At 58.9% G+C, this 21,410-nt stretch carries 23 protein-coding genes and 3 pseudogenes; 18 read left to right on the top strand and 8 right to left on the bottom strand.

Translation table 11 applies throughout. The features are described 5' to 3' along the window. Positions 1-202 precede the first annotated feature (202 nt). The 7 genes and pseudogenes from ACYZT6_RS17020 to ACYZT6_RS16990 all read left to right on the top strand — a co-directional run. Positions 203-310 (top strand): annotated as a pseudogene (locus ACYZT6_RS17020) (hypothetical protein); the annotation flags it as partial. Then, positions 302-3,079, top strand: a complete 2,778-nt coding sequence (locus tag ACYZT6_RS17015) for a YadA family autotransporter adhesin (protein ID WP_462029969.1) — start codon at positions 302-304, stop codon at positions 3,077-3,079. The pseudogene ACYZT6_RS17020 and the gene ACYZT6_RS17015, both read left to right, overlap by 9 nt. 48 nt (positions 3,080-3,127) lie before the next feature. After that, positions 3,128-4,003, top strand: coding sequence for a hypothetical protein (locus ACYZT6_RS17010; RefSeq protein WP_462027890.1), 876 nt, complete (start codon positions 3,128-3,130; stop codon positions 4,001-4,003). Between the two features lie 135 nt (positions 4,004-4,138). Further along, positions 4,139-4,768, top strand: coding sequence for a hypothetical protein (locus tag ACYZT6_RS17005; RefSeq protein ID WP_462027889.1), 630 nt, complete (start codon positions 4,139-4,141; stop codon positions 4,766-4,768). Between the two features lie 224 nt (positions 4,769-4,992). Then, positions 4,993-5,337, top strand: coding sequence for a hypothetical protein (locus ACYZT6_RS17000; protein WP_462027888.1), 345 nt, complete (start codon positions 4,993-4,995; stop codon positions 5,335-5,337). Between the two features lie 82 nt (positions 5,338-5,419). Further along, a pseudogene (locus ACYZT6_RS16995) lies at positions 5,420-5,640 on the top strand (hypothetical protein); the annotation flags it as partial. Positions 5,641-5,677: 37 nt separating this feature from the next. Continuing rightward, entirely contained in the window at positions 5,678-6,295 is a 618-nt protein-coding gene (locus tag ACYZT6_RS16990; RefSeq protein WP_462027887.1) for a hypothetical protein, read from the top strand. Positions 6,296-6,327: 32 nt separating this feature from the next. On the opposite strand, the gene trhP is transcribed toward ACYZT6_RS16990, so the two are convergent. Further along, positions 6,328-7,653: a prephenate-dependent tRNA uridine(34) hydroxylase TrhP gene (gene trhP / locus ACYZT6_RS16985; protein ID WP_462027886.1), complete on the bottom strand. Its 1,326-nt coding sequence runs from the start codon at positions 7,651-7,653 to the stop codon at positions 6,328-6,330. Between the two features lie 175 nt (positions 7,654-7,828). Between trhP and ACYZT6_RS16980 the strand changes: the two genes are divergently transcribed. Next, a complete protein-coding gene (locus tag ACYZT6_RS16980) occupies positions 7,829-8,890 on the top strand; it encodes an AI-2E family transporter (RefSeq protein WP_461975036.1) in 1,062 nt (353 codons plus the stop codon). On the opposite strand, the gene ACYZT6_RS16975 is transcribed toward ACYZT6_RS16980, so the two are convergent. Then, a complete protein-coding gene (locus tag ACYZT6_RS16975; RefSeq protein WP_462027885.1) occupies positions 8,887-9,069 on the bottom strand; it encodes a hypothetical protein in 183 nt (60 codons plus the stop codon). The genes ACYZT6_RS16980 and ACYZT6_RS16975 overlap by 4 nt on opposite strands. A gap of 100 nt (positions 9,070-9,169) precedes the next feature. Next, positions 9,170-9,364, bottom strand: coding sequence for a hypothetical protein (locus ACYZT6_RS16970; protein WP_003179723.1), 195 nt, complete (start codon positions 9,362-9,364; stop codon positions 9,170-9,172). A gap of 300 nt (positions 9,365-9,664) precedes the next feature. Between ACYZT6_RS16970 and ACYZT6_RS16965 the strand changes: the two genes are divergently transcribed. Continuing rightward, a complete protein-coding gene (locus tag ACYZT6_RS16965) occupies positions 9,665-10,996 on the top strand; it encodes an IS4 family transposase (RefSeq protein WP_462027613.1) in 1,332 nt (443 codons plus the stop codon). Between the two features lie 38 nt (positions 10,997-11,034). On the opposite strand, the gene ACYZT6_RS16960 is transcribed toward ACYZT6_RS16965, so the two are convergent. Further along, complete coding sequence (locus ACYZT6_RS16960; RefSeq protein WP_094468152.1) at positions 11,035-11,400, bottom strand: hypothetical protein; 366 nt, start codon at positions 11,398-11,400, stop codon at positions 11,035-11,037. 246 nt (positions 11,401-11,646) lie between these two features. Here ACYZT6_RS16960 and ACYZT6_RS16955 point away from each other — a divergent pair, with 246 nt between their 5' ends. Both ACYZT6_RS16955 and ACYZT6_RS16950 read left to right on the top strand, forming a co-directional pair. Continuing rightward, on the top strand, positions 11,647-12,465 hold the full coding sequence (locus ACYZT6_RS16955; protein ID WP_462027884.1) for a shikimate 5-dehydrogenase: 819 nt from the start codon (positions 11,647-11,649) through the stop codon (positions 12,463-12,465). A 229-nt stretch (positions 12,466-12,694) separates the two neighbouring features. After that, a complete protein-coding gene (locus tag ACYZT6_RS16950) occupies positions 12,695-13,213 on the top strand; it encodes a cupin domain-containing protein (RefSeq protein WP_462027883.1) in 519 nt (172 codons plus the stop codon). A gap of 173 nt (positions 13,214-13,386) precedes the next feature. Here the strand turns inward: ACYZT6_RS16950 and ACYZT6_RS16945 are convergent, their stop codons facing one another. Continuing rightward, positions 13,387-14,034 (bottom strand): YceH family protein, encoded by a 648-nt coding sequence (locus ACYZT6_RS16945; protein ID WP_462027882.1) that lies wholly within the window; start codon positions 14,032-14,034, stop codon positions 13,387-13,389. Positions 14,035-14,173: 139 nt separating this feature from the next. On the opposite strand from ACYZT6_RS16945, the gene ACYZT6_RS16940 reads away from it, so the two are divergent. Next, positions 14,174-14,683: a DUF1993 domain-containing protein gene (locus tag ACYZT6_RS16940; RefSeq protein WP_462027881.1), complete on the top strand. Its 510-nt coding sequence runs from the start codon at positions 14,174-14,176 to the stop codon at positions 14,681-14,683. A gap of 186 nt (positions 14,684-14,869) precedes the next feature. Here ACYZT6_RS16940 and sstT read toward each other — a convergent pair whose 3' ends face one another. Beyond that, entirely contained in the window at positions 14,870-16,102 is a 1,233-nt protein-coding gene (gene sstT / locus ACYZT6_RS16935; RefSeq protein ID WP_462027880.1) for a serine/threonine transporter SstT, read from the bottom strand. A 278-nt stretch (positions 16,103-16,380) separates the two neighbouring features. Here sstT and ACYZT6_RS16930 point away from each other — a divergent pair, with 278 nt between their 5' ends. Further along, positions 16,381-17,535 (top strand): MFS transporter, encoded by a 1,155-nt coding sequence (locus tag ACYZT6_RS16930; RefSeq protein WP_462027879.1) that lies wholly within the window; start codon positions 16,381-16,383, stop codon positions 17,533-17,535. 4 nt (positions 17,536-17,539) lie between these two features. On the opposite strand, the gene nhaR is transcribed toward ACYZT6_RS16930, so the two are convergent. After that, positions 17,540-18,439 carry a transcriptional activator NhaR gene (nhaR, locus tag ACYZT6_RS16925; protein ID WP_462027878.1) on the bottom strand — a complete coding sequence of 300 codons (900 nt, stop codon included), beginning with the start codon at positions 18,437-18,439 and terminating at the stop codon, positions 17,540-17,542. Between the two features lie 256 nt (positions 18,440-18,695). Between nhaR and ACYZT6_RS16920 the strand changes: the two genes are divergently transcribed. After that, a complete protein-coding gene (locus ACYZT6_RS16920) occupies positions 18,696-18,938 on the top strand; it encodes a hypothetical protein (protein WP_462027877.1) in 243 nt (80 codons plus the stop codon). A gap of 26 nt (positions 18,939-18,964) precedes the next feature. Further along, the gene (locus ACYZT6_RS16915) at positions 18,965-19,717 is read left to right on the top strand and encodes a TerC family protein (protein ID WP_462027876.1); all 753 of its coding nucleotides are present in this window, start codon (positions 18,965-18,967) and stop codon (positions 19,715-19,717) included. A gap of 75 nt (positions 19,718-19,792) precedes the next feature. Here ACYZT6_RS16915 and ACYZT6_RS16910 read toward each other — a convergent pair whose 3' ends face one another. Beyond that, positions 19,793-19,963 (bottom strand): hypothetical protein, encoded by a 171-nt coding sequence (locus tag ACYZT6_RS16910; protein WP_462027875.1) that lies wholly within the window; start codon positions 19,961-19,963, stop codon positions 19,793-19,795. Positions 19,964-20,132: 169 nt separating this feature from the next. Here ACYZT6_RS16910 and ACYZT6_RS16905 point away from each other — a divergent pair. The 3 genes and pseudogenes from ACYZT6_RS16905 (at position 20,133) to ACYZT6_RS16895 (ending at position 21,394) form a co-directional block, all read left to right on the top strand. Continuing rightward, a pseudogene (locus ACYZT6_RS16905) lies at positions 20,133-20,860 on the top strand (cysteine peptidase family C39 domain-containing protein). Between the two features lie 94 nt (positions 20,861-20,954). Beyond that, positions 20,955-21,161: a DUF6021 family protein gene (locus ACYZT6_RS16900; RefSeq protein ID WP_462027874.1), complete on the top strand. Its 207-nt coding sequence runs from the start codon at positions 20,955-20,957 to the stop codon at positions 21,159-21,161. A 17-nt stretch (positions 21,162-21,178) separates the two neighbouring features. Beyond that, positions 21,179-21,394 (top strand): hypothetical protein, encoded by a 216-nt coding sequence (locus ACYZT6_RS16895; RefSeq protein WP_462027873.1) that lies wholly within the window; start codon positions 21,179-21,181, stop codon positions 21,392-21,394. The last annotated feature ends 16 nt before the right edge of the window (positions 21,395-21,410 follow it).

Here is a 21,410-nt window from a genome sequence, read left to right as displayed (position 1 = left end):
TGGCTTCAGTCAGCCAATCAACAGTGTCAGCACCTCCGGCGCGGTCGGGGCAGCCACTGCGCAAACCAGCGTAGCGGGTGCATTGACGGCGCTGAACACCGACACGGTCAACACCGCCAACATCGCGGTGAAATATGATGCGGTCGGCGGCAACGCCATCACCCTGGGGGCGACCGGAGGTGCAGGTGCACCGGCCGGCGGGGTGAAAATCACCAACCTCAGCGCCGGTGCCTTGAACGGCACCAGCACTGATGCGGTGAATGGCTCGCAGCTTTTTGCGACCAACCAGACCGTCGATGGCATCGTCAACAACGGTACCGGCATCAAGTATTTCCACAGCAACTCGGTCCTCGCCGACAGCACCGCAACCGGCCTCGACAGCGTGGCCGTCGGTCCAGCAGCGAGTGCGACAGTGGCCAACGGCGTGGCGCTCGGCTCGAACTCTTCGGCCACTGGCGCAACCCTGGCTAACGCGGCTTATGGTGTCGGCGGTGCGGCGACCGGGGGCGAAGTGAACATCGCCAACGGCGCCAACGGCCGTCGCCTTACCGGTCTTGCCGCGGGTTCCAGTGCGACTGATGCAGTAAACGTCGGCCAACTGAATAAAGTGGGGCAGGACACGGCGACCACCCTGGGCGGCGGCGCGGCGCTGAATGCGACCACTGGTGTCTGGACGGCACCGAGCTATTCCACCAACAGCATCAGCGTCAATGGCACCAACACCGGTCCATTGGCCAGCAACAACGTCGGCGCAGCACTGACCAATCTGAATGCCAGCCTGACCAACACGGCTGCGGTGGCGGTGAAATACGACGACGCCAGCACCAAGACTCAAGTGACCTTCAACCCGGCAGGTACCGCGGTCAAGTTGACCAACGTCGCAGCCGGTAACTTGAACGGCACCAGCACTGATGCGGTGAACGGCTCGCAGCTGTTTGCGACCAACCAGAGCGTCGATAACATCGTCAACAACGGTACCGGCATCAAGTATTTCCACAGCAATTCGGTCCTCGCCGACAGCAGCGCAACCGGCCTGGACAGCGTCGCAGTCGGCCCCGCGTCCATCGCCGCAGGTGCCAATTCATTCGCCGCCGGTTCGGGGGCCAATGCGGCCGCTGATGGTGGTCTGGCACTGGGGCGTCAGAGCCAGGTTCAGGTATCGGGCGGTATCGCGCTGGGCGAAGGTTCGGTCGCGGACCGTGCCCTGGCACCGACCACCGGCACAATCCCGGTCGGCAGCGGGGCGATCATTTATGACACCTCGGATGCCACCTTGCTCGGCTCGGTTTCGGTGGGCAAGGCCGGTAGCTACCGGCAGATCACCAACGTGGCGGATGCCACCGAAGCCCATGATGCCGTGAACCTGCGTCAATTGACCGGTGCGATGGGCTCCTTGAGTTCGACCGGCACCCGCTATTTCCACGCCAACTCGACGAACCCAACGGACTCACTCGCCAGCGGTGCCGAGTCGGTTGCGGTAGGTCCGGCCACCGTGGTCAACGGTGACAACGGCATTGGTATCGGCAATCAGGCCACTGTCGGTCTGGCCGCTGCGGGTGGCATTGCCATCGGCCGCAATACGCAGGTGTTGCTGGCTTCCGGTATCGCCATGGGCAGCGCGGCGCAGGCGTCGGCTGAACAATCGGTCGCGTTGGGTGCTGGTGCCAATGCCAGTCACGCAATGAGTGTGGCGCTGGGCTCGAGTTCGGTGACCACGGTCGGAGCCCAGACGAATTACACCGCCTATGGATTGGCGACACCGCAGACGTCGGTCGGCGAGATCGGCATCGGCACGGCGCTGGGCAATCGCAAGCTCACCGGGGTGGCGGCAGGCACGCAGGACAACGACGCGGTCAACGTTGCACAACTGAAGTGGGTCGGTGATCAAGTGGATCAAAACACCACGGACATCACTAACCTGGGCGGTCGGGTCGGTGGCCTCGAGAACCTTATCGGCTCTGGAGGTGGCATCAAGTATCTGCACGTCAACTCCACCAATGCCGACTCCGCGGCCACCGGTACTGACGCGATGGCCTTGGGTCCCAAAGCCCAGGCATCGGGTAACAGCTCGGTAGCGGTGGGCAACGACGCCAAGGCTTCCGCCGACGGCAGTGTGGCATTGGGCAGCGGCGCCAGCGATGAGGGGCGTGGTGCAGAGACTTACAGCGGCAAGTACTCGGGGGCTGACAACCAGACCGCGGGCACGGTGTCGGTGGGCAATGCGGCGACCGGTGCAACCCGCACGGTCAGCAACATCGCCGACGGCAAGGACGCCAACGATGCGGTCAACGTGCGCCAGCTCGACGGTGCTGTCACCGAGTCCAAGCAGTACACGGATGTCTCGATCGCCAATATCGGTGGCAATGCGGTTCAGCAGGGTGCCCGCATCAGCGTCGTCGAGGGCGATGTCTCCAATATCAAGAACGGCACCGACGGCATGTTCCAGGTGAACAACAGCAGCGCTGCAGCCAAACCGAAAGCCACGGGCGTCGATTCGATCGCCGGTGGTACGGGGGCGGTGGCGTCGGGCAGAAACAGCGCGGCGGTCGGTACCAAGTCTCAGGCCACTGGGGAAAGTTCCGTCGCCGTGGGCAACGGAGCCAAGGCTTCGGCCAAGAACGCCACGGCATTGGGTGCCAATTCGGTGGCTGATCGCGAGAACAGCGTATCGGTGGGCAGCGTGGGTAACGAGCGGCAGCTCACCAACATCGCTGCAGGCACCAGCGGCACGGATGCGGTGAACTACGACCAGTTGACCAAGAGCGTGGCGGGCATTACCGACAGCGCCAATGCCTACACCGACCAGCGTTATTCGGAGCTGAAAAATGACCTCAAGAAGCAGGACGACGTTCTCAGCGCGGGGATTGCCGGTGCAATGGCAATGGCCAGCATGCCGCAATCGTCCTCACCGGGTGCAAGCATGACGACGGTGGCTGCCAGTACTTATCGCGGTCAAGCGTCGGTGGCCTTCGGTGTTTCACATTTGTCCGGCAATGGGCGGTGGCTGACCAAGTTGCAGGGCTCTACCGACTCGCAGCGCCAAGTGGGAGTGGCCGTGGGTGTTGGTTATCAGTGGTGATGGCAGTTTTTGAAACGTCTCTATCCGACTTTTACTCAGGCGAAAACCATGAACATAAAATCCATTTGCATCACCACGCTGATCACTCTGTTAGCGCTGGCCGGTTATGACAAATTCCTGGCCAACAAACCGGTGGACGTCCCGCGCAACTGGCTCAGCATTCCTGCTTTGCCGGTGATTCACGATGCGATATTCGAGTTGTCGCCGACGTTCAACGGGCAGCGCAATGCGCCGGCGATGGAGCAGCTTTGCGCGTTGGCCAGGGGCGAAGCGAAACAGGAGCAGGTCAACGCCTTCCTCAAACAGGCAGGGGTTGACGTAGAGAAGTTGCCGAAACAAGGAAGTCAGTTCTCGCTGTTTATCAATGGCAACCAGGCAGGGCAAGCCACGGCCTGTGCGGCGTATCTGGCAACGACCGTATTGTTGCCGGTCAATGTGGCCGAGTTCATGCGCCCCGTCACGACGCCGGCAACCGATGGGCAGCCGGAGAAATCGTCGCTGCAAGTTGATAACGCGTTGTTGGCCTCGGCGCTGTCGATCAAGTTGGCCGAGGCGCGGGCCAATGCCGATGTGTTTGCCTTGATCGCCGCCGAGTTGCAACGCAGTCCCGGTTTGACGATACCGCAATATCGTGAGCGCGCCGGGCAGATGTTTGCCCGCCTGGCGCCGACTTACCTGCAACGCATCAAGGATCAACTGCCGCCCGCGGACACGCAGTACAAGCTGCTGCAGATGGATGACAGCCGCTTCCTCTTCAGCAGCTCCGTGGGCAGCGTATTCGAGTTTGGCAGCAACGGTCTGATCCTGAACCTGGGCGGCATCACCTGGTATGGCGAAGGCAAACTGCTGGGGAAGGATTACCCACTTCAGGTCGGGTACTTTTCATCGACGGTCAAAGCGTTGCTGGCACCGCCTCAATCCTGATGCTCGACCCCATGACATCGTGATCACGCAGGGTGACGAAGACAGCGTCTGAATTTCCCTGCGCATGATGCTTGGGAAATTCCCTACAGACTCTGCCGAAAGGTTAAGTGAACATTTAAGAAACGGAGGCGTGCAATGAAACGAGCATCGTTGTTTTTCGGGTCCTTCTGTATCGCCTTTAGCGCGACAGCCGCTATTCCACCGCCCAGCGGAGCATTCGATGCGATCCAATGGCCAGCCTCTCTGAAGAAAGCGCCTTCAAAAAGCGCAACGTTTGGGGCGTTTGTTATTGAATTCGAGAAAACGACGCTGGCGCAGGTGATGAGCAAAGCGTCCGTTGGCACCATCGAGCATCGAGGCGACGCTGGCGATAGTGTTTATTGGTTGTGCTACAGCCAGCCAAATGCCGGTGCGCGGATATGGATCATCTCAAACGGTGAGATGGGGGGCGACAGTCACGCTGTGACAGGTGTTATCGCCGAGCAATTCAAGTCTGCCCGGGCGAGCATCGACTGTCCTGCGTTACCGGTAAAGTTGCAGCCCCTGTCACTTGCCAATCACTTATGGCTTGGCTCCACGGACGTCGCTATTCAAAACATGCTTGGGATGCCTTCACATCAGGCCGGCGCATGGCGGACGTTCGACTTCCAGGGCAAGGAACAATGCAAGTGCGAAGGCGGATATGACGTCTCTAACTGGCTTCGGACCCGGTCGGACAAAGGGCGCGTCAACCGGATTGATGCGGGGCAAGTCACCAGCTGCTAGTCCGGATTCTGATTCGAACCCACTGAGCAGGGCGACGGGTGACGAGTGAACGGTGGATTCAGCCGGTCGATTCGTACGAGGCGCAGATCCAGGCCGATGGATTGATGCTCAATACCTGCGGGCGCTGTTGCTCTGCACTCACTGGAAAATTTTATTCAGCAACTGAGGACTGTGCCTCAGTTGTTTCATCGGGTGGCGTTCCAGCCACTTTGGAGTCAATGCTAATGCGACCTTCTGACTTTGTCTTTTCTCTCTTTGCAATGGGCATCGCAGGCTTCGCGTTGTCCATGCCCGGGACAACGCAGGCCCACACCGGATCCATCTATTGTGGATCGGCCTCGAACGGGCTTGGCGTCAATGCAGTCACCACGCAGCCGAAGCTAAGTGCATGTCCGGCGGCGATCGAGGTCGCCAATGCCTATATCCAGTTGAACTACAAACTGGAGCCAGTCCTTATCACGATCAAGGGCGAGAGATGGACCTGCCGGCAGCGCCAGGGTGACACCAACCCTTATGGGGAATGCGCCATACAGAGAAATCCCGATGAAAAGGTAATCCTTACTTCGTAAGTCAGTCGCGCGGCGCACCTGGCAGCGAGTAAAGCGTGCAGGGGTGAGTCTCATGCTCAATCGTGCAGGACGCTGGTGCTTGCAAACCGGCTACACCACGCGGACCACGTTCACTGCCACTGCCCGGGATGAGTTGAGCAAACGTGCGGTGTACCTGCTGCGGGTGTCGTCCTATAACGATGATTGCCGAGGAGAGAAGGTCGAAGCCTTTCTGGTGGAACAGGGCCTGCAGAACCTGAATTCCAGGACCGCGTACAACGCAACTACACCGTGACGATGCCTGACGGTTACAGCTGCAAATAGTAGGTGCAAAGGTAAATTAATTCGGATGAACACTTCTATGATTCGCTCTATTAAAACCCTGACCTTTACCTTGTCCGTTGCCCTCTGTTTTTCACATTTCGATGCTCATGCACAGGCAGTGAGCGAGTCTGCTGATGGCATTCAGGTTATTAGCCCGGCGCATCCCGTTTGGTTGGTTGAGCAACACTATGTTGCGAGCCCCGTGCTGAGTGCGAGTACTTATGGCGACAGCGCTTATGGCGACTATCACAACAAGGCCAATCTGGAAATCAGCTGCCACCCGGAGAATCCAGAGGCCGGACTTACGCTGCATTTCGCACCGGAGTCGCTGGGTTTCAACAGCGGTCCATTTGAAGGTCCGGGTGCAGTGGGGGCAATGCGAATCACGACCGGCACACGCACCGCCGTCGATCACCAGACCTCTGGTAGTTGGACTGACGGCGGGGTATTCCAGGTGGGTACGATTTTTTCGCTTTACACAGCCATCCCGCGCGATGAGTTGGCTTACTGGGCGAGTGATGCCTCACGTGGCCAACCCTTGCAGCTTTTGCTGGCCCCCAAAGAGGGCGGCAAGCCGTTGACCGCAACGTTTTCATTGCCAAAAAACAACGACGGGTTGAAGAAAGTCATCCAGCCTTGCATCAACGGCCGATGACACATGGCATGTGTCACCGGGGACGGCAAACGCTAAACGACGTTCACATCTCGCATCAACAACCCGAACCGCAAGTCCAGCGCATCCGGAATCGGCACATACACCGTATGCCCATCCCCTGGCGCCACGTCGATCGGTTCGCCTTTAGCGTTCTGCAACTGATGCAGATCGAAGTGGAAGTTACCCTGGGGCGTCATCAGTTCCATGTGATCGCCCAGGCTAAACCGGTTCTTTACCTTTACTTGCGCCAAGCGATCACGACGCTCACCGGTCAACTCGCCAACAAACTGCTGACGCTCTGAAACCGAGCTGCCGTGCTGATAGTTCTGGTATTCGTCATGCACATGCCGACGCAGGAAACCTTCGGTGTAGCCGCGCTGGGCCAGGGACTCCAGATCCGTCATCAAGCTGCGATCAAATTCGCGACCGGCCACGGCATCATCAATCGCGCGCCGATAAACCTGCGTGGTACGCGCGCAATAGAAGTGCGATTTGGTCCGGCCTTCGATTTTCAGCGAGTGCACGCCCATCTGCGTCAGGCGCCCGACATGCTGCACGGCGCGCAGGTCCTTGGCGTTCATGATGTAGGTGCCGTGCTCGTCCTCGAAGGCCGGCATCAGTTCGTCCGGGCGATTGGCTTCCTGCAACAGGAACACCTGATCGGTCGGCGCGCCGATGCCCAGGGTCGGTTCAGGCCGGAACTGCTGAACGATTTCACCAAGCTGGTTTTCCGTGGCTTGCGTAGCCGAATATTTCCAGCGACAGGCGTTGGTGCAACTGCCCTGATTGGCGTCGCGCTTGTTCATGTAACCCGATAACAGGCAGCGGCCGGAATAGGCCATGCACAGCGCGCCATGGACAAAGACCTCCAGCTCCATCGCCGGAACTTGCTGGCGGATTTCAGCGATCTCTTCCAGCGACAGTTCCCGGGAAAGGATGATCCGGCTCAAGCCCTGTTGCTGCCAGAACTCGACACTGGCCCAGTTCACCGTATTGGCCTGCACCGACAGGTGGATCGGCATCTGCGGGAAGTGCCGGCGTACCAGCATGATCAGGCCGGGATCGGACATGATGAGCGCGTCCGGGGCCATCGCAATCACGGGAGCGAGGTCGTTGAGGAAGGTCTTGAGCTTGGCGTTGTGCGGCGCAATGTTCACCACCACATAGAAGCGTTTGCCTTGGGCCTGCGCCTCGCGAATGCCGAGCGCGAGGTTGGCGTGATCGAATTCATTGTTGCGCACCCGCAGGCTGTAACGCGGCTGGCCGGCGTAGACCGCATCGGCACCGTAGGCGAAGGCGTAGCGCATGTTTTTCAATGTGCCGGCGGGAGCGAGCAGTTCTGGAGCAAGGAGCGTCATGGCAGTGTCGATCGCAAAAGCCGGGAAGGGTAATCGGCTTGTCCACGGGGTTCATTGATCTGGATCTATGCTTGATGAACAAACGGATGGCACTCGCGCGAACCGTGGCGGACTAAGCATCAGGAAGGCTCTTCAATAAAAGAGCATTACCCCTGCGCGCTGACATGGATCGAACATGAACGAAGAGACGGTACACAACAAATCGCTGGTGATCCTGCTCGGTGTGGTCACTGTCGCTTTTATCTGGATTTTGCTGCCGTTCTACGGCGCAGTGTTCTGGGCGGTGATCCTCGGGATTCTGTTCGCGCCGCTGCAACGCCGGATTCAACTGAAGTTCGGCTGGCAGCGCAACCTGACATCGCTGCTCACCTTGAGCGTCTGCCTGGTGATCGCGATTCTGCCGGTGATCATCCTCAGTATCTTGCTGGTTCAGGAAGGGGCTTCGCTTTACAAGAGTATCGAAAGCGGCGAACTGGATATCGCGGGGTACGTGACGAACTTCAAACACAGCTTGCCGCCGTACTTCCAGCATTTGCTTGACCGGGCCGGCGTCGGTGAGCTGGACGGGCTGCGGGAGAAAATCATCAAGAGTGCGGTGACGGGCAATGAGTTTTTCGCCACGCAAGTCTTCAGTTTCGGTCAGGGCACGTTCGATTTTGTGGTCGGCTTTTTCATCATGCTCTACCTGCTGTTCTTTTTTCTGCGAGACGGCGCCGAACTGGCCCGTAAAGTTCGCTCCGCCATACCGCTGCAGGAACACCAGAAGCGCCGCTTGCAGCTCAAGTTCAACCGCGTGGTTCGGGCGACCGTAAAGGGCAACCTGCTGGTGGCGATCACACAGGGCGCATTGGGCGGTTTGATTTTCTGGTTTCTGGACATCCCGAGCGCATTGCTCTGGGCGGTATTGATGGCATTTCTATCGCTGTTGCCGGCGGTGGGGGCGGGGATTGTCTGGGCACCGGTGGCAGCGTTCTTCCTGTTCGCCGGGGCGATCTGGCAGGGTGTGGTGCTGGGGTTGTTCGGGGTGTTTGTGATCGGGCTGGTGGATAATGTGCTGCGTCCGATCCTGGTGGGCAAGGATACAAAGATGCCGGACTATCTGATCCTCATCTCGACCCTGGGCGGCCTGGCGATTTTTGGCCTGAACGGCTTTGTCATCGGGCCGCTGATCGCGGCGCTGTTCATGTCGAGCTGGGACATCTTCCTCGAGACCAAGCCGAGGATTCAGCTGCCTTAAGCGCTGAGCTGACCCTGGCCGATCCGTTGCGACAGTGCCTTGGCGGCCGGCAGCGAAGTGAGCGGTCCGCTGATCTGTTCGCCGTCCTGCACCAGATACCAACAGGCGAGCAATCCTAGCTCTCTGAGCGATGCGGGAACGGCGCTGCCGATTACGGACATGATTTGAACCTGGGACATAAGTACCTCCATCGATCTATGGAGCTACCTTACGGACCTGCCACTCGAACGGACAATCAACGCTTTCGATAGTCGTCATTGACGCCAGTGAGTGTTGGGCTCAGTCGACCACCAGATCAAGCATGTGCACCACTTCCTGCTCGTTGAGCAGGCCTTTGCGCACCAGGTTTTCTGCCAGCAGCGAAAGAAACTTGGCGCTGCGATGGCCTTCCAGGTGCTTGAGTTCAGTCAAAGCGTTGTACACCTTGCTCGAAGTGCACAAGCCGACAATGCGGTGCGGGTTTTGTGTGGGCATGAGGTCGTCCTTGTTTTTATCAACCTGTTGTTTACGGACCGGTCCAAGCTTGCGGACTTGGCGTGACATAAATATGACCGTTTTTCCGATGCGGGGGGAAGGGCGGTCGAGTCAATCTTGCCAACTTGAACCACCAACACTGTCCCGACAGCGACCTTGACGAGATTTTTCCAGACCTCCGCCGACGAACGGTCACAAAAAAGCCCCGCTGATAAGGCGTAATGCTGTTCACTTAAGTATTTGAGTCCAAGCCGGGCTTATCCGAAAATCCGATGCCAGACCTCTGGCATCGGATTTTTTATGTCTGTTCAACAAGATCTGCTCGACCTCGGCGACCTTTTCAACTTCTGCGACCTGAGCACCTTCACCCAAAACATTCCCATCGAGTGGGTAGCGTCTGCGCTGGATCTTTCCAGTCAGGCGACCATTCGCCGACGTCGCCTGCCCGCTGACCAAGTGCTCTGGTTGGTACTCGGCATGGCCTTGTTTCGTGACGAGCCGGTTCATGAGGTGGCCAGACGATTGAACATCTGCGCTCAAGGCCTGGCCACCGACCACTTGTTGGCCCGCAGTGGTGTGACCGAGGCGCGCAAGCGACTCGGTGCCGATCCTGTTGAGTGGTTATTCCGCAAGACCGGGACCCAATGGGGCGCGGAGCGCTATGACGATGATACCTGGCATGATCTGCAGGTATTCGCGGTGGACGGTGCACTTTTGCGTACTCCGGATACGCCCGAGCTTCGAGATCACTTCGGGTCGGGAAACACTCCAAGCGACCGCCAGACGCCGTTTCCGATGCTGCGCTTGGTGGCCCTGATGAATGTGCGTTCGCACGTGATCATGGATGCTCAATTGAGCCCTTATCGACGCAGTGAAATGCGCTTGGCCGACGAATTTTTGCAGCAGATACCCGACCACTCGGTGACGCTGTTCGACAAAGGTTTTTGGGGTGCCGAGCTGCTGTCGAGCCTGAGCGGAGCAGGCATCAACCGTCATTGGTTGATCCCGGCAAAAAAGGGACTGGTCTGCGAGGAAGTGGCCCGTTACAGCCAGCACGACAGGTTAGTGCGTATGAAAGTCTCACCGCAGGCCAGAAAGCGAAACCCGGTTCTTCCAACGCACTGGGAAGTACGCGAAGTCAGTTATGAAATCAAAGGCAAGGTGAAGACCGTCATGACGTCGTTGCCGGCCAAGACCTACAACACTCAAGCCGTTGCCAAACTTTACCAAGAGCGTTGGGAAATCGAATTGGGCTTCAGGGACATCAAGAGTTCGATGCAACAGAACGCAATGACCTTGCGCAGCAAAAAAGTCGAGCTGATCTATCAGGAAGTGTGGGGGCTATTGCTGGCTTATAACGTGATTCGTCGAGAGGCCAGTCAGGCGGCGGTGGCGTTTGGCCGACCACCCTCGGACATCCGTTTCAAACCCGTTTGTCAGTACATCGCCGTGCAACTGATCGTGATGGCGGCGGCTAATCCGATTTCAGCCACAGGAAGACGCTTGGCTGAGTTGAGAGCAGGGATAGGAGGATTGTTTCTGGATCACCGCCCAAGGCCTTCGAGACCAAGGACGGTGAAAATTTCGAAAACCCGATTTCCAGTGGACCGTAAGGCTGCTCCGCTTAAGTGAACAGCATTACGCTGATAAGGCGGGGCCTGATGAGTCAGTTACCAGCGACCATAACCGTGGGGAGGGCCGTAGTAACCGCGCGGTGGACCGTAATAACCACGTGGCGGGCCGTAGTAAACCGGTGGCGGCGCGTAGTAGACCGGTTGCTGCACGTAGACCGGTGCCGGCTGGTAATAAACCGGTGGCGGCTGCTGTATGTAAACCGGCTGTGGCTGGGCGTAAACCGGTTGTTGCACATAGACAGGCCGGTTGCTGTTGATGATGGCCGAGCCGACGATTGCCGAACCAACGATCGCGCCAAATACCGCTGGACCCTGCCAACCGTGACCGCCGCCAGCTTCTGCCTGCCCTGTGATGGCAAGAGCGCCAAGCAGCAAGGCAACTGTGGGGATTTTACGGATCATGATAATTCCTCGGTTCTTCGACCCGGCGCTTGTGTCTGCAATAGACCCAAGGATTGTCGCGGGGATACATCTAAGACAGCGGTTTTTTGAAAATCAGCACAGCCGTTGGGTAAATTTTGTGTAAGGTCTGTACCGACTTCCTGACGGTCCCGCGATACCTCGCGCAGACACGTCGTTATGATCGAACAGACCTGATGGAATGGCTAATCCCGTCCATCTGAAAGTGCTTATAGAAGGAGATGTTTCATGCAGATGAACCCCAACAGAGACACCCAGCTGTGCATGTCGCTTTCCGGGCGTCCCGGCAATTTTGGCCTGCGGTTTCACAATCATCTGTATGAACAACTGGGCCTGAATTTCTACTACAAGGCGTTCAGCAGTCAGGATCTGCCGGGCGCTGTTGGCGGTATTCGTGCATTGGGCATTCGTGGCTGTGGCGTCTCGATGCCGTTCAAGGAAGCCTGTATCGCACTGGTGGATGAACTGGACGCGTCCGCTGCGGCCATTCAATCGATCAATACCATCGTCAACACCAACGGCCACCTCAAGGCCTATAACACCGATTACATCGCCATCGCCCAGCTGCTTGAAACCCATCAGGTGCCGAAGGAATCGACCTTTGCCCTGCGCGGCAGCGGCGGCATGGCCAAGGCCGTGGCCAGTGCCTTGCGCGATGGCGGCTACAAAAATGGCCTGATCGTGGCCCGTAACGAGCGCGCCGGGCGTGCGTTGGCTGAATCGCTGGGTTATCAATGGCAAGCGGAACCGGGCACGCAGCGTCCACAGATGTTGATCAACGTTACGCCGATTGGCATGAGCGGCGGGCCGGAGGCGGATCAACTGGCGTTCGATGTTGAAACCATTGCTGCTGCCGAGACGGTCTTCGATGTGGTGGCGATTCCCTCGGAAACACCGTTGATCGTGCGCGGTCGTGCCGAGGGTAAGCGCGTCATCACCGGGCTGGAAGTGATCGCGATCCAGGCGCTGGAGCAGTTTGTCCTGTACACGGGCGTGCGGCCGACGGATGAGCAGTTTAAGAAAGCGGTGGAGTTTGCTCGCAGCTGATCCCTCCAGTTCTCCGTGGCGCCATCGCGGGCAAGCCCGCTCCCACATGGATTGGGTTGCCCACAAAAGTTGTGGTCGACTCGGATCCTGTGGGAGCGGGCTTGCCCGCGATGGCCGCGACTCGTCCTTGAGTCATACCTGGTCAGTTGCCGCACATTTCCCCGCCTATACTCCCCGCCAGCAAGCCAAGACTTGCCGCCCCAACCAACAAACCGTGCCCGAGGTTCCCATGCATCCCCCCATTCTCAACCTGAATCAGGTCGAACTTGAACCGTTGCCCGAAGCGATGGCGCCCACCGGTGAAACCGCCGGCCGCTATCAGCAGAGAATGGCCCGCGTCGGCCAGCAACTGGGGGCGCAAAAGCTCGGTTATCGGTTGTACGTCCTGGAACCAGGCATGCGTGGCAGCCCGTTTCACAGTCATCGGGTCAACGAGGAGATGTTTTACGTCGTGGCCGGGGAAGGGGAGGTTCGCCTTGGTGCCGAGCGTTTTCCGATCCGCGCCGGTGACGTGATCGCCTGCCCGCCGGGTGGTCCTGAAGCCGCGCACCAGATCATCAACAACAGCAATGGCGAACTGCGCTACCTGGCAGTCAGCACCCAGCAATCGCCGGAGATTTGCGAGTACCCGGATTCCGGCAAATACGCGGTGATGGACGACTTCAAGGTCGACGCCGAAGGCAATGCCTCAGGCTTCGTCGCCATCGCCCGGCCGGGTGATGGCGTGGACTACTGGGATGGCGAATAACCTGCGCTTATCTTGTAGCAGCTGTCGAGCCTGCGAGGCTGCGTCCGGCTGCGCAGCAGTCGTAAAATCATGCGTTGCGGTGTGTCAGGTAAATTTTGCTTTCCGAATTTACGACTGCTTCGCAGCCGGACGCAGCCTCGCAGGCTCGACAGCTGCTACAGGGATCGTGTTGGTTATTCGAGGCGGGCCAGGCGTTCTTCCAGCGCTGCAATCCGCGCCTCAAGCTCTTCGATCCGCTCAACCGACACGCCACTGCCGGCGCCACGTTCGGCCGGGTTTTGCCGGGCTGCGAGGATGATTTCGATATCCGCCGGATCACCCAACGCATGCATATAGCGGTCTTCCCGCTGTCCGGCCTGACGTGGAATCAGCAACGCCAGACCACGCGCAATCAACCGCTCCAGCTGATGCACAACCTGCTCGGCGTCTTCAAAATCATGCATGCGGCCGCTGCGGGTCAGCAATTCATTGACCGTCTGCGGCCCCCGCAGAAACAGCAACCCCGCCAGAATCACCTGGGCCGGCACCAGTTCCAGCGCCTTGTCGACCTTATGCTCCCAGCGATCGGCACGGCTGCCCATCACCAGTTTGGTAAAGCCGCGACCCTCAAGCGCTCGCAGGCTCTGGCCGACCTGACCCTGGGTGAGGTTCATCACCGGTTCGCGACTGGTTTTCTGGTTGCAGGCAATCACCAGCGCATTAAGGGTCAGCGGATAGGTTTCCGGGCTGGTGGCCTGCTTCTCGATCAACGAGCCCAGGATGCGGATTTCCGTGCTGTTGAGCCGCGGCTCATCGAAGGTCGTCTCTTGCTCAGTGCTCATCGCGCTTTTCCCTTTGCTGTGAAAGCATGCAGTCGAAGCCGCCTAGCCTAATCCTTGCTGGATAAAAGACAAGCCGCAGGAAGGGCGGGCATGGCTATAATCGGCCCACGTTTCCCTCCTGTCACCACACGAGACTGTCATGACCATTTCCCTGTATGCCGCTTCCGTTCCGGTTTTCAAACAAATGCTCAGCGCCCTGAGCGACGTTCTGAACAAGGCCGAAGCCCACGCCACTGCCAAGAACATTGACCCGAACGCCTTACTGCAAGCTCGCCTGTACCCGGACATGTTCCCGTTGGTGCGTCAGGTGCAGATCGCCGTTGATTTCGCCAAAGGCGTTTCCTCGCGCCTGGCCGAGATCGAAGTACCGAAATATGACGACACCGAAACCACCTTTGCTGAACTGCAAGCATTGATTGCCAAGGTCCTGGCTTACATCGGCGAGATCAAACCTGAGCAGATCGACGGCAAGGAAGGCATCGAGATCGTTACCCGTCCAGGCACGCCGAAAGAAAAACGCTTCAGTGGCCAGGCTTATCTGCTGAGCTACGGTCTGCCGCAATTCTTCTTCCACGTCACCACCGCTTACGCACTGCTGCGTCACAACGGTGTGGAAGTGGGCAAGCGCGATTACATGGGCGCGTTCTAAACCGCTCAGGTACAAAAAAGCCCCCGCAGCCTTGGGTTGCGGGGGCTTTTTCATGGGTGCGCATTGTTTATCTGCACCGCAGAACTTGTGGGAGTGAGCCTGCTCGCGATGAGGGCCCTACATTCAACATTGATGTTGGCAAACATTCCGCTATCGCGAGCAGGCTCACTCCCACAGGGTTATGTGTTACGCCAGGCGTTCTGCTTTTGCTTCTTCGCCGAGGCAAGCCGCGGCGGTGAACAGCACGTCAGTGGAGGAGTTCAGCGCAGTCTCCGCAGAATCCTGCAACACACCGATGATGAAACCGACCGCCACCACCTGCATGGCGATTTCACTCGGAATACCAAACAGGCTGCACGCCAGCGGAATCAGCAGCAACGAACCACCAGCCACGCCCGAAGCGCCGCACGCACAGATCGCCGCCACCACGCTGAGCAGAATGGCCGTCGGGATATCCACGGCGATACCCAGGGTATGCACGGCTGCCAGGGTCAGCACGGTAATGGTGATCGCCGCGCCGGCCATGTTGATGGTCGCACCCAGCGGAATCGAAACCGAGTAAGTGTCTTCGTGCAGGCCCAGGCGTTTGCTCAATTCCAGGTTGACCGGAATATTCGCCGCCGAGCTGCGGGTGAAAAACGCGGTGATGCCGCTTTCCCGCAGGCAGGTCAGCACCAGCGGATACGGGTTGCGACGCAGTTTCCAGAACACGATTACCGGGTTCATCACCAGTGCCACGAACAACATACAGCCCAGCAGCACGGCCAGCAGATGCATGTAACCGAGCAACGCGCCGAAGCCGGACGTGGCGAGGGTCGACGCGACGAGGCCGAAGATCCCCAGCGGCGCGAAACGAATCACCAGGCGCACGATCAGGGTCACGCCATTGGACAAGTCGCCGAGCACCTCGCGGGTGGTGTCACCGGCATGGCGAATCGCAACGCCCATGCCAATCGCCCACGCCAGAATACCGATGAAGTTGGCATTCATCAGCGCGCTGACCGGGTTGTCGACCACGCTCAGCAGCAGGCTTTGCAGCACTTCGCTGATACCGCCCGGTGCCGTCACCGCGACGTCTTGGGTGGACAGCACCAGACTGGACGGAAACATCATGCTGGCAACGACCGCGACTACCGCAGCGGCAAAAGTACCCAGCAGGTACAAAAACAGAATCGGCCGGATGTGGGTTTCCTGGCCGTGCTTATGGTTGGCGATCGAGGCCATGACCAGCACGAACACCAGAATCGGCGCGACGGCTTTCAGTGCCGAAACGAAGACCTTGCCGATGAACGCCGTGGACTTCGCCACGTCCGGCGCAAACAGCGCCAGGGCAATCCCGGCGATCAGGCCGATGATGATTTGCGAAACCAGGCTCAAGCGTATCAAGCGTTGCAATAGCGAAGGGGATGGAGCAGTCATAAAACGGCATCTCTGATTATTAGGTGCGGGGTGTCGCGACATCGCGGCCATTAAAGGACGGATGAACAGGGTGTACGAATCGCAGGGCGCGGACTTTATCACAGCGTGGTCTTGATCCTTCAGACCTGTGACGATCTGCCGCCCGCGTGTTCAACGAGATCGGCAGGTTCGTGCAACCCTGATCGGAAACACTCTGTTAAGATTGCGCATCCTCATTTTCAAGTCATGCCAGTGGGCCTTCGGGTTATCGCTGGTGTTGTCGTTTTCTGGAGTTCTGCATGCTGTTGCCCATCCTTCTGTTGTCGGCCGCCGGTTTTACCGTGCTGACCACGGAATTCATCATCGTCGGCCTGTTGCCGGCGATCGCCCGAGACCTGGACGTCAGCATTCCCCAGGCGGGTTTGCTGGTGACCTTGTTCGCCTTCACCGTGGCGGCGTTCGGGCCGTTCCTGACCGCGTACTTCGCCAGGTTCGAGCGGCGCAAGCTATTCATCTCGGTGCTGATCATGTTCGGTCTGGCCAACACCCTCGCGGCGTTTGCGCCGAACATCTGGGTGATGTCCGTCGCCCGGCTGATCCCCGCGCTGGGGCTGCCGGTGTTCTGGGCGCTGGCCAGTGAAACCGCCGTGGACATCGTCGGGCCGGACTACGCCGGTCGGGCCATCGCCAAGATCGGTTTTGGCATCGTCTGCGCCACGGTGTTCGGCATTCCTGTCGGCACACTGATTTCCGATGCGTTCGGCTGGCGCAGTGCCTTTGGCATTTTGGCGGTGATCGCGTTTGCCAAGGCGTTGCTGCTGTTTATCTACCTGCCGAAAACCAACCTGCATCAACATCAGGTGAGCTTCCGCTCGCAGTTCAAGATCCTGCGCAGCCCGTTGATGCTGGGCCATGTGTTGCTCTCGATCCTGGTGTTCAGCGGCATGTTCACTGCTTACACCTACCTCGCAGACATCCTTGAACGCCTCGCCGGTTTCAACGGCACGTTGGTCGGCTGGTGCCTGATGGGCTTTGGCGCGGTCGGTTTGATCGGCAACTCATTGGGCGGTCGTGCAGTGGATCGTCACCCGCTGATGGCTTCGATGATGTTCTGCGCATTCATGATCGCCGGCATGGTGGCGTTGGTGCCGAACATTCATTCGCCCCTCGGTCTGGCGGCGGCGATGGGGATTTGGGGCGTGACCCAGGCCGCGTTGTTCCTGGTCAGCCATGTGCGATTGATGAAGGCGGCGCCCGAGGCTCCGGCCTTCGCCGCGTCTCTGAACATTGCCGGGGCCAACCTCGGGATCGGTCTGGGCGCGATGGTCGGCGGACGGGTGATCGACAGTGTTGGCCTGGGCGGGCTAGGTTTTGCGGCGGCGGTGTTTATCCTGGCTTCGATTCTCCTGGCCATGGCGTTGATGACCATGAAACCGCGCGAAGTCTGCGCCTGACCGCTCACAGCTCGGTGAACAGCTCGCGTCGGGCACCTTCGGTAATTGCCACAATGCCGGGGTGCTTGACCTTGCGTTCCACTGAAATGGCGTAGAACGACTCCGTTACGGCGTCGGTCTGGCCAATCAATTCCACACCGTATTGGCGTTTCACTTCGTCGGCAATCACGCTCGGGCCGATGAAAATCCCGCTGCCCGATTGACCGAAAGCCTGCATCAACGCGCTGTCGTCGAACTCACCGACGATGCGTGGCTGGATCTGCTGCTCGGCAAACCAGCGCTGCAAACGACTGCGCACCACGGTTTCCGGCCCGGGAATCAATAGCGGTGCGCCGTGCAGGCTGTGGGGGAAATCCTGGCCATACTGCGCTGCCAGTTCAGCGGTGGCGAAGAAGCTGATCCCGCATTCACCGAGTTTCTGGCTGTAACCCTTGATGTCCAGGTGCGATGGCATCGGGCTGTCGGAAATCACCAGGTCCAGGCGCTGGATCGCCAGGTCGGCGAGCAAACGTTCGAGTTTGTCTTCGCGACAAGTGATGCGCAGCGGCTCGCTCAATTCCATGGTCGGCGCGATCAGGCGATAGACGATGGATTTGGGCACCACATCCGCGACGCCCACCCGAAACAGGATCTGCTGTTCGTTGGGTTGCGCCCGCAGCATCAACTCCAGTTCGCCACCCAGCTGAAACATTTGCTCGGCGTAGGTCAGGGTCTGACGTCCGGCCTCTGTCAGCTCAAGTTGCCGGCCGACGCGTCGGAACAACTCGATGCCGTAGGTTTGCTCGAGCAAGGAAATCTGCCCGCTGATGGTTTGGGGCGTCAGGTTCAGCTGCTCGCAGGCACGCACGATGCTGCCGGTCTTGGCCACCACCCAGAAGTAATGCAATTGCCGATAATTCAACATATTGTTTATATCCCCCCGGTACACATCCCCTGTAGGAGCGAGGCTTGCCCGCGAAGAACGATAAACGCGGTCCTTCAGGACACTGCGTCAACGTTCTTCGCGGGCAAGCCTCGCTCCTACAATTAATTCTGGATTCGTAAAAATCGAAGTATAACCGCTAAAAATACGAATTTTCCTGAAGTGTTTGCCTCCCTAGAATGCCTCGCTATCAACGGGCCATCGTTTCGGCCCGTTTTGTTCTATCGAGGAAAGCATCATGAAGCTTAAAACCACGGCGCTGCTGATTACGTCTTTACTGGTACTGGCCGGTTGCGACCAGGCCGAGAAAAGCGCACAGCAATTGATGGGCAAGGCCGCCGAAACCGCCAAGCAGGCGATCGACGACACCCACAAAGCCGCCGAGCAAGCGATCAGTGATGCCACCGGCGGACTGATCAGCAAGAAAGAACCATCGGGCGAAGACAAGCAGAAAACCGAATCTTCGTCCCAGGAAATCTAAACCGTTTAACGAGTCAGGACTGACCCATGGAATACCTTTTAGAACTTGCCGCAAGCCCCACCGCCTGGGTCGCCCTGGCCACCTTGATCGTCATGGAAATCGTGCTCGGCATCGATAACCTGATCTTCATCTCGATCCTGACCAACAAGCTGCCGGAGCAGCATCGGCAGAAAGCACGCCGCATCGGTATAGGCATGGCGTTGATTCTGCGCCTGGGCCTGCTGAGCACCATCGCGTTCATCGTCCAGTTGACCGAGCCTGTGATCGATATTCTCGGCCACGCGTTCTCCTGGAAGGACATGATCCTGATCGCCGGTGGCCTGTTCCTGTTGTGGAAGGCGACCTCCGAGATCCATCACAGCATGGACCCGGCACCGGATGATCCGAAGTCGGCGACCTCGACTGTGACCCTGGGCTTCGCTGCCGCGATCGGTCAGATCCTGATGCTGGACATGGTGTTTTCCATCGACAGCATCATCACCGCTGTGGGCATGACCGAGCACTTGCCGATCATGATCATCGCTGTGGTGGTGTCGGTGCTGGTGATGTTGCTGGCGGCTGATCCTCTGGCCAAATTCATCAACGACAACCCGACGGTGGTGATGCTGGCGCTGGGCTTCCTGATCATGATCGGCATGACGCTGATCGCTGAAGGTTTCGGTGCCCACGTGCCTAAGGGCTACGTCTACGCCGCCATGGCCTTCTCGGCGACGATCGAGGGGTTGAACATGATGTCGCGTCGGGCTAAGCAGAAGAAGAAATTAGCTGCTGAAGCTTAACCGGCAATAAACGAAACGGCCGCCTGCGCTCGAGAGAGCTCAGGCGGCCGTTTCTGTTTGCGAATCCGAAAAGGGTCAGTGCGCGGTTGCGTGACGTGTCGGCGGTTTATCGGTCTTCGCCACAGGCGTCGACTGAGCGGGGTAGTGATGGTGCCGACGGGTAATCCGCAACACGCCCCACAACATGGCGGCGGCCACGGCCAGCCAGCCGGAAATCAACATCACGATTGTCATTGTCAGGCTCATCAGTGCCTCCTCTTTGCCCTGCCTCGGGCACACACACTCTCTGCAAATGACAGTCTAGTCGCTGCTGTGTTTCAGGCTATTGACCAAAGGTCGCCTGTCTTCAACCAGTTCGCTCTATCGAATGCACGCGACTGCGGGTTAAGGCTATACCGCCGCCGCGTGGCGTCCTATGATCGACGGCCAAGCCGGGAGCGTGTTGCCTGGCGTCTGAACAAGAGAGTGATGATCGTGCGGGTATTTTCTCGAATTCGAACGGCGGCGCTGATTGTTGGCTGCGTTGCAGGATTGGCAGGATGCGCGGGGAGTGTGGCGCCGGAGATAAAGCGTCTGCCGGAACGTGTCGAACTCAGCGGCACGTTCTACCGGGGCCAGGACTATCAAAGCGGGCCTCAGGTGCTGGCCAGCATGCTGTCGCAGCAGGGCATCGTGATTACGCCCGGGTTGCTCGAAAAACCCCTGCATGTGCCGGGCGCCGAAGCACAGTTGCAGCAGAACATGCAGAACCTTGCTCGTGAGTACGGGATGGTGGTTTATCCCCTCGACAGCAATTTGCCGGCACTGTTGACCCAGGTCGCAGCCGGCTATCCAGTGATGGTGCGTTTCACTGAAGGCTCGGCCCTGTGGGCTGAACCGCGTTATGCCATTCTCGCCGGTTACAATCGTCAGAAGCAGACGGTGCTGCTGCGGGCCGGCATGAATCGCCGGAATTTGATGAGCTTCAGTTCATTTGAATCTTCTTTCAAAGACGCGGGCGGCTGGGCCGTACTCATCCAGAAGCCCAATCAGATCCCGGCCAACGTCGATCAGCAGCGCTGGCTGAAGGCGGCGAACGATCTTGGCCAGGCCGGTCAGGAACAGGCCGCAGCTCGTGCGAAGAAGGCGCTGACCGCGCAGTAAGCTTCCGTTCGTCATGCGCCCGGCACCGTCGGGCACGCTTGGCCTCTAAAGGACAAGGCCCGGTTTCTCCGGGCCAGATTCCAGGAGGCGCCCCATGGCACATTCGAATACCCCCGACGGCCCGCATTCGTCTGAGCATTCCTCGGGCGACGAGTTGGGTTTCGACCCCGATTCGCCGGACCTCGCCGACCCTCAGGTCGATCCCATCGGGCCTGCCAAGGCGCCCATGGATGTAAAGCCGGGCGACAATCCCAAGGCTCCGGCGAAGCCTTACGACCCACTCGCTGATCTGAAACCCTAACCCTTGGTGAGGTGCGTATGTCTACTGATTCGAGTTTCAACGACAAACGTCCGGACAGTGTTCCCACAACACCCGAAGGGGGCGTTGATCCGGTGATGGATCCGAACGACCCGCTAAGGGACCCTCTGGCACGTCCGATGGTAGTGCCAACCGAACATCCCCATGGCATGAAGGACCCAAGCGCCGGGGATGGCATTCCGGATGACGATCAGATGCCGTTGCCCAACGATTGACCCAGACGAAAAAAAG

It is taken from the genome of Pseudomonas sp. RT6P73 (assembly GCF_054897715.1).
The sequence above is the reverse complement of the archived record's forward strand: the minus strand, read 5'-3'. Positions and strand labels throughout refer to the sequence as shown.